This window comes from Acidithiobacillus sulfurivorans (genome assembly GCF_018853815.1).
Taxonomy (GTDB): Bacteria; Pseudomonadota; Gammaproteobacteria; order Acidithiobacillales; family Acidithiobacillaceae; genus Acidithiobacillus; species Acidithiobacillus sulfurivorans.
The window spans coordinates 1-17193 of sequence record NZ_JAAOMP010000121.1 but is presented as its reverse complement, the minus strand read 5'-3'; the positions used below and the strand labels follow the sequence as shown (position 1 = coordinate 17193).

General features: G+C 53.1%; 15 protein-coding genes and 1 pseudogene. 8 read left to right on the top strand and 8 right to left on the bottom strand.

The genetic code is table 11. The features are described from left to right. The first annotated feature begins 229 nt into the window (after positions 1–229). Positions 230–469, top strand: a complete 240-nt coding sequence (locus HAP95_RS10445) for an antitoxin (protein ID WP_215884162.1) — start codon at positions 230–232, stop codon at positions 467–469. Next, a complete protein-coding gene (locus HAP95_RS10440; protein ID WP_215884161.1) occupies positions 466–879 on the top strand; it encodes a type II toxin-antitoxin system VapC family toxin in 414 nt (137 codons plus the stop codon). Before HAP95_RS10445 ends, HAP95_RS10440 begins: the two co-directional genes overlap by 4 nt. A gap of 73 nt (positions 880–952) precedes the next feature. Here HAP95_RS10440 and HAP95_RS10435 read toward each other — a convergent pair whose 3' ends face one another. The 3 genes from HAP95_RS10435 to HAP95_RS10425 all read right to left on the bottom strand — a co-directional run bounded on the left by HAP95_RS10435 (position 953) and on the right by HAP95_RS10425 (position 4257). Continuing rightward, positions 953–2185, bottom strand: coding sequence for an NRAMP family divalent metal transporter (locus tag HAP95_RS10435; RefSeq protein WP_226832719.1), 1233 nt, complete (start codon positions 2183–2185; stop codon positions 953–955). A gap of 84 nt (positions 2186–2269) precedes the next feature. After that, positions 2270–3442 carry an ATP-binding protein gene (locus tag HAP95_RS10430; protein WP_226832718.1) on the bottom strand — a complete coding sequence of 391 codons (1173 nt, stop codon included), beginning with the start codon at positions 3440–3442 and terminating at the stop codon, positions 2270–2272. A gap of 110 nt (positions 3443–3552) precedes the next feature. Next, positions 3553–4257, bottom strand: coding sequence for a response regulator (locus HAP95_RS10425; RefSeq protein ID WP_215884159.1), 705 nt, complete (start codon positions 4255–4257; stop codon positions 3553–3555). 175 nt (positions 4258–4432) lie between these two features. On the opposite strand from HAP95_RS10425, the gene HAP95_RS10420 reads away from it, so the two are divergent. The 4 genes from HAP95_RS10420 (at position 4433) to HAP95_RS10405 (ending at position 11348) form a co-directional block, all read left to right on the top strand. Next, on the top strand, positions 4433–5986 hold the full coding sequence (locus tag HAP95_RS10420) for an efflux transporter outer membrane subunit (protein WP_215884158.1): 1554 nt from the start codon (positions 4433–4435) through the stop codon (positions 5984–5986). Next, positions 5983–7065, top strand: a complete 1083-nt coding sequence (locus tag HAP95_RS10415; protein WP_215884157.1) for an efflux RND transporter periplasmic adaptor subunit — start codon at positions 5983–5985, stop codon at positions 7063–7065. Before HAP95_RS10420 ends, HAP95_RS10415 begins: the two co-directional genes overlap by 4 nt. 14 nt (positions 7066–7079) lie before the next feature. Continuing rightward, entirely contained in the window at positions 7080–10166 is a 3087-nt protein-coding gene (locus tag HAP95_RS10410) for an efflux RND transporter permease subunit (RefSeq protein WP_215884156.1), read from the top strand. A gap of 357 nt (positions 10167–10523) precedes the next feature. Beyond that, entirely contained in the window at positions 10524–11348 is an 825-nt protein-coding gene (locus HAP95_RS10405) for a mechanosensitive ion channel family protein (protein WP_215884155.1), read from the top strand. A gap of 95 nt (positions 11349–11443) precedes the next feature. Here HAP95_RS10405 and HAP95_RS10400 read toward each other — a convergent pair whose 3' ends face one another. From HAP95_RS10400 to HAP95_RS10380, 5 genes are all read right to left on the bottom strand, one after another. Beyond that, positions 11444–12463: a L,D-transpeptidase family protein gene (locus HAP95_RS10400; protein WP_215884154.1), complete on the bottom strand. Its 1020-nt coding sequence runs from the start codon at positions 12461–12463 to the stop codon at positions 11444–11446. A gap of 27 nt (positions 12464–12490) precedes the next feature. Beyond that, a complete protein-coding gene (locus HAP95_RS10395) occupies positions 12491–12760 on the bottom strand; it encodes a hypothetical protein (RefSeq protein WP_215884153.1) in 270 nt (89 codons plus the stop codon). Positions 12761–12772: 12 nt separating this feature from the next. Further along, positions 12773–13024 (bottom strand): hypothetical protein, encoded by a 252-nt coding sequence (locus HAP95_RS10390; RefSeq protein ID WP_215884152.1) that lies wholly within the window; start codon positions 13022–13024, stop codon positions 12773–12775. A gap of 67 nt (positions 13025–13091) precedes the next feature. Further along, positions 13092–14195 carry a cytochrome d ubiquinol oxidase subunit II gene (locus tag HAP95_RS10385; RefSeq protein ID WP_215884151.1) on the bottom strand — a complete coding sequence of 368 codons (1104 nt, stop codon included), beginning with the start codon at positions 14193–14195 and terminating at the stop codon, positions 13092–13094. Positions 14196–14267: 72 nt separating this feature from the next. Beyond that, positions 14268–15734 carry a cytochrome ubiquinol oxidase subunit I gene (locus HAP95_RS10380; protein ID WP_215884150.1) on the bottom strand — a complete coding sequence of 489 codons (1467 nt, stop codon included), beginning with the start codon at positions 15732–15734 and terminating at the stop codon, positions 14268–14270. Positions 15735–16061: 327 nt separating this feature from the next. Between HAP95_RS10380 and HAP95_RS10375 the strand changes: the two genes are divergently transcribed. Further along, on the top strand, positions 16062–16928 hold the full coding sequence (locus HAP95_RS10375) for a ferritin-like domain-containing protein (RefSeq protein WP_215884149.1): 867 nt from the start codon (positions 16062–16064) through the stop codon (positions 16926–16928). Further along, positions 16921–17193, top strand: a pseudogene (locus HAP95_RS10370) (tRNA (adenosine(37)-N6)-threonylcarbamoyltransferase complex transferase subunit TsaD); the annotation flags it as partial. The gene HAP95_RS10375 and the pseudogene HAP95_RS10370, both read left to right, overlap by 8 nt.

Genomic DNA, 17193 nt, shown 5'->3' with positions numbered 1-17193 from the left:
AGGCGTGTGGAATGCTTAATAACAAGGGCATTCATCACTGCACGTCTACAATCAGTTTGTTTCGAGGCATGACCATTATCTCCATCTATTTATGGAGGGTAGTGTACGCCTTGAATGTGACAGTTTTATGACAACGGGTGATAGGAAGAGGATTACCTGTCGTTTGACTCAAATTTTCACAAGGCCTATGCTTCAGCATATGCAAAACAATTCAATAGTGGGGATAGTCATGCTTTCTGAACGTCATGTTCGCTTGTTCCGCAATGGCCGCAATCAGGCCGTGCGTATCCCTCGGGAGTTCGAACTCGACGCTGATGAGGTGGTAATGCGCAAAGAGGACGATCGGATCGTGATTGAACCGATTCGCCGACATGGTTTGCTTGCCACCTTAGCCACGTTATCCGCCCTGGACGAAACAATGCCGGACCTTGATCAGGATCTTCGAGCATTAGATGAGATTGATTTGTGAGCTCAGCGGCGCGCTATCTACTCGATACCAATATCATCTCGGATTTGGTCAGGCAGCCCCAGGGTACTATTGCAAAAGCGATTACCGAGATTGGCGAAGATGCTGTATTTACCTCCATCATCGTAGCCTGTGAATTGCGCTATGGTGTGGCGAAGAAAGGATCAAGCCGGTTGACAGCGCAGGTCGAGGCCATTTTATCGGCGCTGGAAATTGCACCTTTCGATGCGCCCGCCGATGAATTTTACGCACAAATTCGGAATCAGCTGACACAATCAGGCGCGCTCATTGGCCCCAATGACCTGTTAATTGCTGCCCATGCATTGGCATTGGATGCCGTTTTGGTCACCGCCAATGAGTCCGAGTTTTCTCGGGTGCGGGGGTTGCGGGTTCAAAACTGGCTGAGCATCTAAGCAGAGGCTGTATCTGCGGTGAGAAAGCCCCTTCTTGTTGATGGACGTTTATATGCACGCGGATGTTGGCCTTTTAGAGGCCGGGAATGCTGGTCAAGCCGCCATAGACACCCAGCCCGGCGGAAAGAATGACCACAAAGAGGACCAGCCAAAGGTATGGGCCACGCAGGCGATGCTCCGCAGGTAGTGCTTTCATTGCCAGAGCGACCAGGAAACCAAGAACCAGGGGCAGCAGCAGGGCGTTCATGACTTCCACACCAATATCCAGGCTGACGAGGTCGGGTATGCTGATTACGGCCACGGCACCGGCGATGATGATGGCGGTATAGATTCCGTAAAACCATGGGGCGTCTTTGGGATGGTGTTCGAGGGAGTGGCGGAATCCGGTAACTTCTCCCCAGCCCCAGGCTCCAGCCAGCGAGGCAACGATGGCCGCTACCATGCCAGCACCCAGAATGCCCATGGAAAATACCAGGCGTCCCCAGGTGTCTCCCAGGTACGGGGTAATGGCCTCGGAGAGTTGATGGACGGTATTCAGGGGTGCGTTAGGATTGAGGCGGCCGATAGTGGCCGCTGTGGCAATCAGTACGGCGGCCATGATGGCCTGGGTGAGGACCGCACCAATGGCCGTATCCCAACGGGCATGACGATAATGTTCGGGATGCAGTCCTTTATCGGCAACAGCGGACTGCTGATAAAACACCATCCAGGGCATGATGACGGCACCGATGTTGGCTGCTACCAGCATCATATAGTCCTGGTTAGTAATGGGTGCATGGGTCAGGCCGTGGAGAATATCCTGAATATTGGGGTGAGAGGCCCAGGCAATCCCAAAAAAGACCAGTTCAAACAGGCCCATGATCAGGGCAATGCGCTCTACGCGCCGGTAGGAGCCGGTCCAGACAATGATCAGCAGGGTGGTTGCGGCGAGAATAACGCCCACGGCACGCGGTAATCCATAGAGATGGCTAACCCCTGCAACGCCTGAAAACTCGGTCAGCAGAGCGCCGGTAGTGGCGATGCTCAGTCCGGCTACCGATAAATAAGCCCAGCCGGTGCCAAAGGTTTCACGAATCAGTTCGCCGTGGCCCTTGCCGGTGAAAATTCCCAGGCGTACGGTGAGTTCCTGCACTATATAGAGAATCGGCATGAGGATGAATTGCAGCAGCAGCAGTTTGAAGCCCCACTGCGCGCCACTTTGGGCGGCGGTGATGATGCTGCCGACATCGGTATCGGCGAGCATGACCACCAGACCGGGGCCAAGTACAATCAGAAAAACAGACCAGCGGGAGTGACGCTGGGGCATTGAGGAGTTGCTTGCAGTCATTATTAAGAATAATCCGTATTTACGTTTTTGATTTGCGAATGATTCCTGTTTAATGGAAGCTTGTCAAGTCCTGAGAGGCGCAGTGACTGGAAATTGTAGTCTGACCACCAGCCCTCCCTCTGCAGCATTCTCAAAATATATGGTCCCGCCGTGCAAGTCCATGATGCGCTTGCAGATGCGTATTCCAATACCCGCGCCGTGGCCGGTTTGACGCGGAAGTGTGCCCTGATTCATGGCCAGGAGATGCGCTGCAGAAACTCCGGGGCCGTAATCCCGCAGTTGTATTTCCGTGTGCCCGGGATGACTGAGAACCCGAATCTGTAGGCTGCCATCACCGTAACGGCGGGTATTGTCGAAAATAATCCGAAACACTCTCTCCAGCGCCAAGGGGCGACATCGAATAGAATTTTCAGCCACAGCAAAATGGTTTTCCGCAACGCGGATGTCCAGTCCATAGCGTTCCCTGGCAATTTCCTGCATTTCTTCCAGCCAGTTCCGCACGTTGACGACAACGGCTTTTTCCTGATCCCCGCTGCGGACGAGAGTCAGAAACTTGTCGATGGTTTCGTCCATCTCGTTGACATCCACACGCATGGCGGATTTCTGTTCCAGAAAATCTGAATCGGGCAAGTGCAGGATCAAAAGCAGTCGGGACAGCGGTGTCCGGAGTTCGTGGGAAATGCCCGTGAGCAGCAGGGTGCGTTCTTCATGAAGACGGTGCAGATCATTGGCCATACCCGTAATGGCCTGAGTCAGGTGCTGGACTTCCAGGGGACCACCGATGGGCTGCAGATTGTCGGGGGTGTCACCAAGACCAATGCGTGGAGCTTCAGCCGCCAGGCGGGCCAGGGGCCGGTTAATCTGGCGGACAATCAACCAGGCTCCCAGCAAAGTCACCAACGCAATGACTCCAAGACGCATGAACATGAATCCCTGCCCACCAAAGCTCATTGGAGATACCGGCATGCCCAGCCAGGGCTGATGAGGACCACCGCGTATCCACATCCAGGTAGTGCTCCCCTCATCCAAACCTACGCGGAGTCTGGCCCCCGGTACCTGCTGCTGGACATAGTGAGCGGTTTTATCCATGAAGTACTTGTCCGGAATTTTGCCCGGTTTGGCACTGGCAGGCCGCCATTGCAGGTTTCCGGTGGGGGCATATTGTGCCCCGCTACTGATCAGGGCGTGGTCGGTTTGCAGCAGAAACTCGGCAAAGCGCTCGGCGGCAGGATTCATCACATACTGATGAAAAAGGACGTAAACAGCGGCTTGGGTGCCAAGCAGCAGCAGGCCGAGTAGCAGCAGGGTCCGCCCCAGTGTACTACGGGGCCAAAAGGTACGGATGTTCAGGGTTCGGCCACGAAAAGGTAGCCGTGTCCCCAGACCGTACGAATGTGCCGGGGGCGACCGGGGCCTTTGTCCAGCAGGCGGCGGAGCCGCGATATTTGCATGTCGATACTGCGGTCATCGGCTTCCAGTTGCCGGCCACGCGTCAACCACATCAGTTTTTCACGCGTCAGTGCCTGTCCTTCATGCTGAATGAGTGTGGCCAGGGTTAAAAATTCGGCGCTGGTCAGGGAGATGAGCTGGCCATGAAGATGAATTTCCTGGCGGCCCATGTCCACCCGAAAGGGACCTTTTTCAAAGCTGGCGGTGGCCCCTGAGGTTCTGGGCGCACTGCCCCGGACCCGGCGTAAAATGGCCTGGATACGGGCAACCAGTTCACGGGGATGAAAGGGTTTGGCCAGATAATCGTCGGCACCCATTTCCAGTCCTAAAATCCGGTCGACTTCGTCCCCCCGAGCGGTGAGCATGAGAATAGGCACGTCGTGCTGCTGGCGCAGGCGTCGGCATATCTGCAGGCCATCTTCATGGGGAAGACCCAGGTCGAGAATGATGAGATCTACCGGGTTTTCTGCAAGGCTGGCTTCAATCTGGCGACCATCACCCATGCCCTGAACCATAAAACCATAGCCCTTCAGATGGGATTCCACCAGGCTGCGTAGTCGCAAGTCATCATCAATCACTAAAATTCGCGCTTTGTTTTCCATGAGTTGTACTGTACTCCCCGGATGCGGATAGACCAAACTTAAATGTAACAATCGGGGCGATCCGGAAATAAACAGACACTTTGTTACATATTGGAGCGGTGTCTGCGCACGATTGTTACAGGCCACTCCGTTATGCTTTTCCTGAACTTCCATTGGACCTGAACAAGGATGATACATGGCACAGGAAAATGCTGCGGCCCGGCGCTGGCCGGGACCCCGGATACGCAGGCGGGGCACCGCCATATGGTTGGGCTCGGGTTTGATGATCAGTTTGGCAGGTTGTGCAGTGGGCCCCCATTGGTCCGTACCGAAGATGAGTACGCCGCCATCTTATAATGCCCATCCCGCTGCTTTGCCGGCAGACCAGCAAAAAGTCCAGTGGACGCAGCAGCAGGCGCGTTCGTGGTGGTTGTTGTTTCATTCAAAACCGCTCAATAACTATATCCAGCAGGCCATGCAGGCTAATCCGGATTTGCAGGCAGCCCATGCGGCTTTGGCAAGGCAGCAGTCGCTGATGGTGGCTGCGCAGGGAGGCTTAACTCCGCAGGTTTCTGCAAATGCGGGAATCAGTCGCGCGCGGGCCTTGCGGACAGGTGCCGACGGAGGACAAAGTTACCGTATTCCGGGCAATCTCTATAGCCTTTTCCTGGGCACCATTGACGTCAGCTATAACCCGGATGTGTTTGGCCGGCAGAAAGATCTGGTCCATGCAGCCCGGGCACAGGCGGCGGTGACAAAGGCCAATTTGCATCAGAGTGAAGTATTTCTGGCCGCAGACGTCAGTCGGGCTATCATCAGTGGCGCAGCCGCTCGCGCCCAGTTGCATTCAGCCCAGCAGATTGCCACAGCCGATGCCCGTTTGCTGAAACTGTTGCAGCAGGAATATAAACTGGGTGATCAAAATCTGCAGAATGTAGAACAGCAGGCTGCCATGACGGCCGCTGCGCGTGCCCGCATTGCCCCTCTTGCGGCAGAGTTGGCGGCAGCCCGCCACGCCCTGGCGGCGTTGTTGGGGCAAACGCCGAATGTGGCCCTCAGTATTCCTGCTCTGCAAAGTCTGCATTTGCCAGCCCGCTTGCCCACGACCATTCCTTCGGCGCTGGCTGAAAATCGTCCGGATATCCAGGCAGCCACAGCGGAGATTAAGGTCGCTGCTGCCCAGGCCGATGTGGCGACAGCCAATTTATATCCCCAATTCAACATTTCTGCGGAGATTGGCAAGGCAGCCATGACCGGTGGCCTGTTTTTCAACCCGGTTTCCACCCTCTGGTCACTGGGCGCTGGCTTGGCTGCGCCAATTTATAATGGCGGCAGCTTGCATGCAGAGCGTCGTGCGGCGTTGGATCAGTATCAGGTAGCCAGTGACCAGTATCGCAGCACGGTATTGAATGCCTTTAAACAAGTGGCAGATGCCTTGCGCACTCTGCAGGGTGCCGATACGGCTTATATTCAGCAAAAACAGGCTCAGCAATCTTCTGCCAAGGCCCTGCACCTGGCCGAGGCCCGATATCGGGATGGTGCTACGGACTATGCCACGGTTTTGAATGCCGAAATTGCCTATCAACAGGATTCTGTCGCCGCTATTCAAGGCCGCAGTCAGCGTTATCTGGATAGTGTCGCGCTGTTTGTGGCGCTGGGTGATGGCTGGCAACCGGATCAACCAGAATCCAAAGCGCATTCTGTGCCCTCTGACACCCCCATTGTAAACACTGCAGGAGCCCCCGCATGAAAAAGGCTTTTCTTCTATTAGGATTGGTTGTTGTGCTGCTTTTTGGAGCCGTGTATGGCTGGTATGCATGGCGGCAGCAACGCTTGCATACCCAATTGCTTGCTGCTGCCAATCCGGCGGTGACGGTTTCTGCGGTCAAGGTCAAAACCCGCAGTATCGCGGGTGAATTGACAGCCGTTGGCGAGGTGGTGCCGCAGCAGGGCGCCGCCCTTGGCCCGCAAGTCGGTGGGGTTATTCAGAAACTGTATTTTCATTCGGGACAAACGGTGAGCAAGGGGCAGTTACTCCTCGCCCTGGACCCGGGTGCCTTGCCGGGACAGTTGCAAGCAGCCCAGGCTCACGCCCAGCTGGCTTCGGTAGATTATCGACGCGCCCAAAAGGTTTATGCCATTCACGGTATATCTACCGCAGCTCTGGACAAGGCGCAATATGATGCCGAGGCCGCTCAAGGAGAAGTTTCGGCATTGCAGGAGTCGCTTGCCGACACGCAGCTCCGCGCACCCTTTTCGGGAGTGCTCAGTCTGCGCACCGTCAATACCGGTGAATTTATTCATGCGGGAACCGCTGTGGTGCATCTGGAAAATCTGCAGCATTTGTATGTTGATTTCACCGTTCCGCAACGCGATGCCCAGACTCTGCACAAAGCTGCGCCGGTGCAGGTGGATATTCACGATGGCGAGGTGGTTCGGCACTACGGCGCTTCTGTACAGGCGATATCCAGTCATGTGAATGCGGATAATCGTGCCCTCAGTGTAAGAGCCTTGCTCCAGGCCGAACCGGGGTTGAAGCCGGGTATGTTTGTGCGTGTGGTTCTGGAAAAAGAGGCGCCCAAAGCAGCACTGCTGATTCCCACTGTTGCGGTGAGCTTCAATACCTATGGTGATTTTGTTTATGTGCTGAGTCCCGGGCCGGACCATCGGCTGATCGCTCGCGAACAAAAAGTGCTCACCGGCACGCAGCAGGGCCAGGATACGGTGATTCGTTCCGGACTCAAGGTCGGGGATACGGTGGTTACCGCCGGGCAGGTGAAGCTGCACAGTGGCGACTCCGTGCAAATCAATAATGCTGTGCATCTATAGGGACGAAGACCAACATGCATTTTACCGAACCATTTATCCGACGTCCGATTTTGGCTATTTCCCTGAGCCTGGTACTGTTTTTCTTTGGCCTGCGCTCCCTGGGGCTGATGCCCATCACCGAATATCCGCCTACCGATAGTTCGATGATTACGGTCACGACCCACTATTTTGGGGCCACCCCCAAAACCGTCAACGCTTTTATCACCGCCCCTCTGGAAAAGGCTGTGGGTCAGGCCCCGGGCATAAACTATATGACGGCGGTCAGTGAAGACGGTATTTCCATTTTGACCCTGTATATGCGGATGGGGGAAAACCCCAATGCCGCCTTATCGCAGGTGCAAAGCAAGGTCAATACGGTCCTGAATCAGCTGCCCAAGGGGGTCATGCAACCGGTGGTTCAGGAAATGTCTGGTTCAGGGGCTTATCTGATGCTGTTGAGTTACCACGGTAAGGGCTTTAATCAGCAGCAGATTACCGATTATCTGACCCGCGTCGTGCAGCCCGCCATTCAATCGGTTCCAGGCGTAGGTCTGACCGCCATTCTGCCTCCGGGTACCGGGCCTAACGGTAATACTTACGCCATGCGGGTCTGGCTGAATCCGCAGGAAATGGCGGTATTGGGAGTGACCCCGGCGCAAGTCAGCGATGCGCTCAAGAAAAATGACTTTGTCGCGGCGGTAGGGCGGTTGCGCGGCGAATATACAGCAGTATCTCTCAGTGCCAATACAGCCCTGCATAGCGCGGCAGAATTCCGCAATCTGGTCGTGGCGACGGTGCACGGCGTACCCATCCATCTGGAGCAGGTCGCCAAGGTATCGTTGGGGGCTCAGACTTATGATTCATCCGTCATGGTGGATGGACAGCCGGCTGTCAATATCGGGATTCAGCAGGCCCCCGGCAGTAACGCCCTGCAGGTCGCCCAGGGTATTCACAAAGTCATGACCCAATTGAAGACGACCATGCCTCCGGGAATGCAGGGGTATACCATTTATAATGGTGCCCAGTTTGTCAAAAGCTCCCTGCAGGAAGTGGAAATCAATATTGGCCTGGCACTACTGGTGGTCATCCTGGTCATCTATTTGTTCATGGGTTCCTGGCGCGCGCTGATTGTGCCGGCACTGGCGATTCCTGTGGCCATGGTAGGAGCCATCACCATCCTGCATGCTCTGGGATATACCCTCAATTTGCTGACCCTGTTGGCGATGGTGCTGGCTATTGGTCTGGTAGTGGACGACGCGATTATTGTGGTGGAAAACGTCCATCGTCATATTGAACATGGGGCAACCCCTTTACATGCGGCACTGCTCAGTGCCAAGGAACTGGCCAGTCCGATTCTGGTGATGGCCACGACGCTGGTGGCCGTATTTGCACCCATGGCCTTTATTGGCGGGTTGGTGGGCCACTTATTCAGCGAATTTGCTTTTACCATTGTGGCCACGGTGCTGTTGTCCATGATTGCCGCCCTGACCCTGGCGCCCATGTTGGCTTCACGGGTCCTGAAGGCGGGACAGGAGGGCCGGGTCGCCCATTTGGTGGATCATGTATTCGGACGCTTGAAGGCCTTTTACGGACGCCTTCTTTTCGCCAGTTTGCGGGTTTGGCCGGCAACTGTGGCTTTGGCCCTGGTATTGACGGGAGGCATCTATTTTCTTTTCAGCATCAGCCAGAGTGAGCTGGCACCTCCTGCGAATCAGGGCATTGTTTATGTGAACGGCGTTGCCCAACCCACGGCGACGCTGGAATACATGAATGCTTATGATCACTATCTGACGAATACGGTTTTCGACAAAATTGCCAGCCGCAGTCATAGCTTTGCGGTCAACGGGGTGGGTATTGGCGGCATGCTGTTAAATAATGAGGTGATGGCGGGCGTGGTTCTGAAGCCCGAGCGCGGCGCTGTGACCACGCAACAGGTCAAAACCAAGGTGCAGAAGCTGGCCGAGCAGGTGCCCGGTATGAAACTGTCCGCTTTTGGCTTGCCGCCACTCCCCGGGGCAGCGGTCGGCTTGCCGGTGCAGTTTGTATTGACCAGCACGGGAGGCTCCTATCATCAACTGGATGAAATTTCTGCCAAGCTGGTTCAGGAAGCCAAAGCCAGCGGCCTTTTTTCTTTTGTCTGCAAAAATCTGAAGTACAACAACCAGATTCAGCAGGTGGTCATTAATCGGCAAATGGCTGCATCGTTTGGACTCAGCATGGCCGATATCGGGCAAAATCTGGAGACGCTATTGGGTGGTAACTACGTCAACTACTTCGATATGGACGGTTTGAGCTATCGGGTAGTGCCACAAGTACCACCAGCGTTGCGGGCCAACCCCGATTTTCTCAAGGCCTATACCATCAAAACGCCTTCTGGTGCAGAGATTCCTCTGTCCACTTTTGTGTCCCTGAAGTCGGAATCGGCACCGACATTTTTACCGCAGTTTCAGCAGTTGCCGGCTGTATTTATTCAGGCCAACCCGGCCCCCGGCGTGTCATTGGGACAAGCACTGCAGTTTTTGCAATCTCATGCCCAAAAAATTCTTCCCAGTGGTGATCAGATCCATTATGCCGGCGTATCCCGCCAGTATGTGCATCAGGGCAATGCGCTGGCGATCACTTTTGCCTTTGCCCTGCTGATGGTGCTGCTTCTGCTCGCGGCGCAGTTCAACAGCTTCCGGGATGCTCTGGTGGTGCTCACGGCTGTTCCGGTGGCTCTGTTTGGGGCGTTGTTGCCCATCAGTCTCGGTGCTTCCAGTGTCAATATTTACTCGGAAGTAGGAATGGTCATGCTGATTGGTCTGATTGCCAAGCAGGGGATTCTGATTGTGCAATTTGCCCGGGTCATGCAGGAAGAAAAGCAACTGGACAAGCGCCATGCCGTCGTGGAAGCAGCCACTTTACGGCTACGGCCCATTTTGATGACGGTGGCAGCCATGATTGCCGGAGCCGTGCCCCTGCTTTTTGCCAGTGGTGGTAATGCCGATGCCCGATTCTCCATGGGTCTGGTCATTGTCAGTGGCTTGGGCTTTGGGTCCCTGGTGTCCCTGTTTGTGATTCCGGCCTTTTATGTGTGGTTTGGGCGATCGGTGCATCACCATGCGTTAAAGGCGGAGTCGTGAGCCATTTTTGCCAACAAATACCTGTAGGAAGGTAAGCTGGTGGGAAAGGCGGGCAGGAAACGACCATTACGCCCTTCCACAGCTTTTTGTTTTATTTATTGAACATGCGTTGTGATTTATCATCAGCCAGTTGTGACAAAAGTAATTCATAAGTTATAAAAACGGTATGGTTTAATGGCGTCCCCCGAAAAATTCATTGAAAATATTCCTTACGCATACTATAAGGATTTCACTGGGAAATAATGCATTTGCTTTTCTGCCCGAGCGGAGAGCTGATGTCGTTTCCCAGGCATGATTTGCATCCTTCTACCCAGAAGGCGCTAAGAAGTATTCAATAAATTTTGCAAAGGAGCCGTTATGAATCTGGAACATTACTGGGATTTGGTCATCCGTTATGGTACCAAAGCGGGCATGATGATCATTGCTGCGCTGATTTTATGGATTGTGGGGCGTCTGCTCATCCGTTTAGTGGACAAGCTTTTGAAAACAGTCATGGACAAGCAAAACATTGATCCTACACTGACCCGCTATGCGGTTAATGTTGTCAATGTGGCGCTTAATGTTGCCTTGGTTGTTGCCATCCTCGGTTATTTTGGTGTGCAGACGACTACTTTTGCAGCACTGATCGCCGGTGCGGGCGTTGCTTTGGGTCTGGCATGGAGTGGACTCCTCGCCAATTTTGCTGCAGGCGCTTTTCTGATTATTCTAAGACCTTACAAGGTGGGGGATTTCGTTCAGATAAACGATACCATGGGAACCGTTGAAGAAATCGGGTTGTTTTTTACCGGTATCAACACGCTGAACAATGACCGGATTTATCACGGCAATGCCAAGGTGCTGGGCGGTACTATTGAAAACTATTCATCCAATGCCTATCGTCGTGTTGAGCTCAAGTGTCAGTTGGCCAGTGATGTCGATCATGTGCATGCCAGCGAACTGCTGCGCCAGAATCTCGCAAAAATTCCCAACGTGCTCAGTGATCCTGCGCCACTTGTCGAAATTTTCGAATTTACGGATATCGGCCCCAAATTGGCGGTTTTCCCGTTTTGTAATAATGCCCACTATTGGCAGGTTTACTGGGATACTAATCGGGTGATTCGTGAAACCATGATCCAGGGTGGCTTCCCTTACGGTTTGGCCAAACAGGTCTGGATCGATCAGCAGGGTACCCCAAAAGTCTGATTCAAGGTTTTTGTTCCCTCAAATGCCCCCGCTGGGGGCATTTTTTATGGATAATTTTGATTGCGACGTCATTGGCTGAACACGAAGCTATTTATTCAGTCGGCCTTGCTGGCCGCTATTTCTCGAATAATTTGTTTCTTCAACAAGGCTGCACGGTCAAGTTTTAACGATTTCCTGTGGTAATGTCCCATGACCGAAACGATATCCCCATAGTGTAACAGGGCGTAAACCTTGCGTGCGTTTTGGTAGGGTTCCTCCACACAACCCGCACTTTGAGGCCATCCGTAGCCTTTGCGGGGATAAAAGTGAATGGCGCGGCCATCGTAAAAGTAGTTTACGAAATGCACATTGGGTGCGGTATAGTGTTGCCAGCGGACATGATAGCCATGATAAATACTGCGGTCTGAGGCAGGGAGTAAATGGTATTCGTGGGGGCTTACCGCAATAGGGAATTTACCGGTCATGGTGGTTTTGGCAAGACGCTGATAAATCGGCCAACTACCATCCGGGGTGGAATGCATGACCCCGGTGTTGACGACTGTCCGGTAAATCCATTGTCCTTTTCCCTGAGGATCAGGTGGCACCTGCCAGATCTGCAGATGCTCAGGATGCGTGCTTTTGTCGACTTTAATCCATTGAAACGGAAAACGGTTTTTGGGAATCGGCGCGCGCAGGGCCGAGAGGACTTCCGGAGTAACCCGCCCGCGTGAGATGCCTCGGCGATTGAGCAAATGATCTGCGCGTTCAAACTGGATCAGGCCGCTACGAAAAGCGGGATTAAAAGGGGAATAACCCCAGTTGTTGGAAATTTTTTGCAGGGCCTTGGGCACGGGAATATTCCATGCGGCGACTGTATGCATTCCCCCGTAACGACCCATATACGTGCCATAAACCAGGTGTACGTATCCGGTAAGGGCGAGAATTTGCCAGACTTGTTGCCAATCTTGCGGGTTTTGTGTGCGGATACTGGCGTTGGTACTGGAATCAAAAGTGTTGGCGAAGGCTGAAGCATTTGCTGATAATAAGCCTGTTACGCAGGCTGCAGTTAGAATAGCCCCTATTTTTGCAGAAAGAAACCGGGAACGTGATTTTTGATGGTGATGGCGTAGTTTCATACGGATATTCGACACGTCTGGATGATTTTAGTTCTCTGACTCTGGTTCATGCATGGTATTTTTGATGATTTTTAATAATTTTTGGCAACGATTGATTTCGGCATCCATAATGGCAATTTGATCGTCCACTTCCGTGCGTGTACGAATATGGATGGATTGCAGTACTTCGGCACATTGCTCTTCAACAATATCCAGCCGCGTTTCCAGTATGTTCAGAACATCAAGCAGTGTGGGGTGATGATCTTTTTCGGATTTCCCATGGGTTCCTAATGGCTTATGTTGAAACCGTTTAATCAAAATATGCTCGTGTCATAATAAATGAATCAGACCAATATCCTGCCTACCAACCACCAGCTTTTTGACCGAAGAAAAGTAGTGTTTGTAACGCATGATCTCGACAGACAGCTCAAAACATTGGTCCGCTATGGTTTCGATATTTTCCGACGGCATGGATTTGCGGACTTCGCCGAGGCGATCTGCAAGTCGTCCATAACGAGATTCAATATTTTCAATAATATCCAGCGCCGTACTTAAAGAATTTTCATCATATACCGTAGACATTTTTTACCCCGTTTGAAAAAGGCGATGTTCTGTTTCAGGCAATCTTCAGAACATCGCCGATACGCTTTTAGTGCGCTCCGTAGGCCATCTTTTTACTGAAGCGGCCACGGAATACCCAAATCTGATACCAGTTGTACATGATCATGATGGGGAAGAAGCCCGTCATGAACAGGGTGAATACGGCAATGGAATCTGCCGGATTGGCCGCCTGCACAATGGTCCAGGTATTGGGCACCACGTAGGGGAAAATGGTCGCCCACATGGCCGCCCACAACAGGGCAACCACGCCAATACCCCACATCATCGCGCTGAAATCCTTGCGTACGGAGTGATTGGTGGAGGACTTGAAGGCGAAAATGAGCACGATAATGAACCAGATCAACCAGATCCACCAATCCGAACCGGTCCACTTGGCAGCTGCCCAGGGGAAGAGTGCGTAAGACCAGACCAGTGTAATGACAATAGCAGCCAGAGCCAGTAAGGAAACAACATTCGTCCATTTACGAGCCCGTTCATGAATGGGATCACCGGGAATGAAGCGGGCACACAAATACAGCCCTCCGGCAAGACTGGCGGCGATGACCGCACCAACCCCTGTCCAGATGGAAAAAGGCGTCAAAAAGTCGAGGATGCCACCCGAAAAATGCATGATTGGAGTGGTATAATTCTGAGCAAAAACGCCATGGGCGGCGAGGGCTGGCTGCATGGCCAATCCTGACTTCATGGGAAAACCCTGGAGGGTAGCACCCAATGAAACTCCGGCAAAAAAGGTCGCAAATAAGCTGCCAACAGCAAATGCCCATCCCCAGAACCGTTTGCTTTTCTTGGCATGAATGTGAAATTCAAAGGCCACTGCCCGGGCAATAATGCCCCAGAGCGCAAACATCAGTGGAATCATCAGATAATTGAAAGCCGAACCGTAAACCAGTGGAAAGGCTCCGAAAAGCACGCCGCCCGCTACGACCAGCCAGCTTTCATTACCGTCCCACATGCCAGCCATGGAGGCCATAATGGCGCCGCGTTCTTCTTCGTCCTTAGAAAACACAGCGAAAATGCCAGCGCCAAGGTCCGTACCGTCCGTGGCGATGTACAGGAAAAAAGCGAGAGAAAGGAGCAGCCACCACCAGGTCGTTAAAGTTCCGGCGATGCGTCCTATTGATAAAAGGTCCATATATTACTCCAGTAGCTGTATGCGGGGAGCTGAGCTCCCCGTCATGATTTTGAAGATGCGGGTAAAGCCGAATCAGCGATCCGAACGCAGCATGGGTTTGCTGGCGAAGGTTGGCGTCACATGGCCACCACCGGCTTTAACATCAGCACCATCCGCATGATCATGATCAAACAGCGTGCTGGAGTCTGGAATATCATCTACCCCTTTCTTGATGACGCGGGTAAAGAAGTACCAGGAACCCGCCCATACAGTCAGTTCGAAAATGATGTAACCCACAAACCAGATGATTTCCATGGCGACCGGCATATGGCTGGTTCCCTGATAAGTCCGCATCAGGCCGTTAACTACCCAGGGTTGCCGTCCCACTTCACGGGTCCACCAACCACACCAGATGGCCAGGTAAGGCAGGAATGCCGAGAAAACCATGGCCCGCAAAAACCAGGGATGCTTACGCAGCTCCGTAGCATTGAGCTTGCCACGCAGGCGCAACCAGTTACCCCAGAGGGCGACAAAAAAGAGGAAGAAGCCAATAGCTACCATGACCCGGAATGAGTAGAAGGGCACCCAGACATTCGGACGATCATTAGCCGGGAAACTATCCATGCCTGTAACTTTGCCGTTAAGGGTATGGGTTTCGAGCAGGCTCAGTACATGCGGAATGGTGATGGCAAACACATTGCCGTCATTTTTGGCGTTGGGAATGGCGATCAGATGCCAGCCGGTATTCACTTTGCCATCGGGCAAATAGGTGTGATAGTGACCTTCCATAGCCGCCAGTGAAGTCGGCTGGGTTTGTGCGACCACGCGGCCTATGTTATCCCCGATAAGAATCTGCAAAGGCGTCACGATGATCAACGCCAGCAGTACCGGTTTGAGGAGTCTGGTAAATAGCTCGGCATTGCGATTTTTCAGAATGAAAAACCCACTGAGTCCCGCCAGTACAAATAACGCCAATTCCACAGTGGCCATCCACATGTGGGGAAAACCCCATTGGAAGTTGTCATTCAGAATGGCATTCCACCAGTTGGTCACCTGGAAAAGTCCATCTTTCAGTACAATCCCATCAGGTGTCTGCATCCAGGAGTTGGCCACCAGAATCCACATGGCAGATAATGAAGAAGACAAACCGACGTTGAAAGTGGCAAAAAGATGCATACCCTTGCTGATTTTACCCCAACCAAACACCATCAGGCCGATGAAGCCGGCTTCATACATGAAGGCGGTAATGGTCTCAAAGCCAAGGATGTTGCCGAAGAAGGGCCCTACGGCTTGAGAGAAAGGACCATAAAGAATACCAAAAGCCATTTCCATGGTGACACCGGTAGCGACCCCCGCGCCAAAATTGATGATGAAGATTTTTTCGACAAAGCGGTTAAGTTTGTACCAACGCTCATTGCCGGTACGTAGCCACGCGACTTCCATGATGAAGAGCAGCCAGGACATGCCGATCGTCATAGGCGTCCAGAGAATGTGCATGGAAGTAATCCAGGCAAAATCCAGTCGACTGAGCAAGATCGGGAGAGAGTTTTCAATGATCATCACTTCCACCCCATAAATTTTGTGAATAAGATAAATTTTGTTGCACCTATGCTCTTGCAAGGCTTATGCCAATATTACTAACTACTGTAATGCTTTGATTCCTGCTCATCTGATCGGAGGTTTGCACCATTTTTGGTTGATATGCACCGCCATAAAGTGGTTTAAAACCACCAGCGGTGAAAATTAAATCAAATAAAAAAGTGTTATTATTTGTTTATGTCATCTATTCAGTCTATCAGGAGAATCTGATAAATGGCTTTCCACAGAATCAAGCAGCGCATGTGCTATATTCTGTGTTTTGAATGGTCCGGAAGCAGGTGCGTTGACATGATGAATGTCACTGAAGAAAAGCAGCATCGGGATTTTGCTACAGAGGTGTTGAGCGCGCTGTTAGCCACAGACCCAACCGAAAAAGTGACACAGGTTCGGGCGCTGCACTGTACGGGTGCTGTCCGGGCGGCACTGTTACCTTGTCCCGGCGTCCCGGGGCGACCTGCCCGTCCTGAGCTGGTCGCGCCCAAAAAATTACCCAGACGTCGGGCACTGAGCACCCAGACTGGTCGTTTTGCCCTGCTCCATGCCTTGGCTCACATTGAATTTAATGCCATTAACCTGGCTTTGGATGCGCTTTGCCGTTTTGTCGATCTGCCCGTGGCCTATTACCAGGACTGGCTGCAGGTTGCCCAGGAAGAGGCGGAGCATTTTGTTCTGCTGCGCGGACTGCTCCAGGCTATGGGTGGTGATTACGGTGATTTACCTGCCCACGATGGTCTCTGGGAGATGGCTATGGATACAGCGACTGATCCTCTGGAGCGTATGGCTCTGGTACCCCGTGTTCTTGAGGCGCGAGGTCTGGATGTGACTCCTGCTATCCGCGAGCGATTGCAGGAGGCAGGAGATTGCGCCGCCGCCGCTGTGCTGGAACGCATTGAAACAGATGAGCGTGGTCATGTGGCCATTGGTAGTCGTTGGTTTCGTTATTTGTGCGAACAACGTGGATTGGATGCAGAACAGACTTTTCGTCAATTGCTGCAGGAACGCTACCGGGGCCGTATTCAGGGCCCGTTAGCCCTGGAAGCGCGCCGCGCCGGAGGTTTTTCCGAACAGGAGTTGCTGTGGTTACAAGAATGCGTCGCCCAAAATCAGCGCCCGGTGATGGGTTCTGCGGCGGAGGAGAAATCGGCGCATGTCTGAATCGGCCGCCACCCGTATTCTGGGTATTGAAAGCTCCTGTGATGAGACCGGCCTGGCTGTGTATGACACCCGCCAGGGGTTACTGGGTGAAGTCCTGTTCAGTCAGATTGATCTGCATGCTCCTTATGGCGGGGTGGTTCCAGAGCTGGCCTCCCGGGATCATGTGCGCCGGCTGCCGCTGTTGCTGGAACAACTCATGCTGCAAACCGGGGGGCAACGCCCCGATGCCGTAGCCGTCACGGCGGGGCCGGGACTGATTGGCGCC

Bases quoted from the DNA above. Each gene is read 5' to 3' on its own strand.
- HAP95_RS10385 (WP_215884151.1), bottom strand. From the start codon at position 14,195: ATGGACCTTTTATCAATAGGACGCATCGCCGGAACTTTAACGACCTGG.
- HAP95_RS10415 (WP_215884157.1), top strand. From the start codon at position 5,983: ATGAAAAAGGCTTTTCTTCTATTAGGATTGGTTGTTGTGCTGCTTTTT.
- HAP95_RS10430 (WP_226832718.1), bottom strand. From the start codon at position 3,442: ATGAATCCTGCCGCCGAGCGCTTTGCCGAGTTTCTGCTGCAAACCGAC.
- HAP95_RS10400 (WP_215884154.1), bottom strand. From the start codon at position 12,463: ATGAAACTACGCCATCACCATCAAAAATCACGTTCCCGGTTTCTTTCT.
- HAP95_RS10375 (WP_215884149.1), top strand. From the start codon at position 16,062: ATGATGAATGTCACTGAAGAAAAGCAGCATCGGGATTTTGCTACAGAG.
- HAP95_RS10425 (WP_215884159.1), bottom strand. From the start codon at position 4,257: ATGGAAAACAAAGCGCGAATTTTAGTGATTGATGATGACTTGCGACTA.
- HAP95_RS10410 (WP_215884156.1), top strand. From the start codon at position 7,080: ATGCATTTTACCGAACCATTTATCCGACGTCCGATTTTGGCTATTTCC.
- HAP95_RS10380 (WP_215884150.1), bottom strand. From the start codon at position 15,734: ATGATCATTGAAAACTCTCTCCCGATCTTGCTCAGTCGACTGGATTTT.
- HAP95_RS10405 (WP_215884155.1), top strand. From the start codon at position 10,524: ATGAATCTGGAACATTACTGGGATTTGGTCATCCGTTATGGTACCAAA.
- HAP95_RS10435 (WP_226832719.1), bottom strand. From the start codon at position 2,185: ATGCCCCAGCGTCACTCCCGCTGGTCTGTTTTTCTGATTGTACTTGGC.
- HAP95_RS10390 (WP_215884152.1), bottom strand. From the start codon at position 13,024: ATGTCTACGGTATATGATGAAAATTCTTTAAGTACGGCGCTGGATATT.
- HAP95_RS10445 (WP_215884162.1), top strand. From the start codon at position 230: ATGCTTTCTGAACGTCATGTTCGCTTGTTCCGCAATGGCCGCAATCAG.
- HAP95_RS10420 (WP_215884158.1), top strand. From the start codon at position 4,433: ATGGCACAGGAAAATGCTGCGGCCCGGCGCTGGCCGGGACCCCGGATA.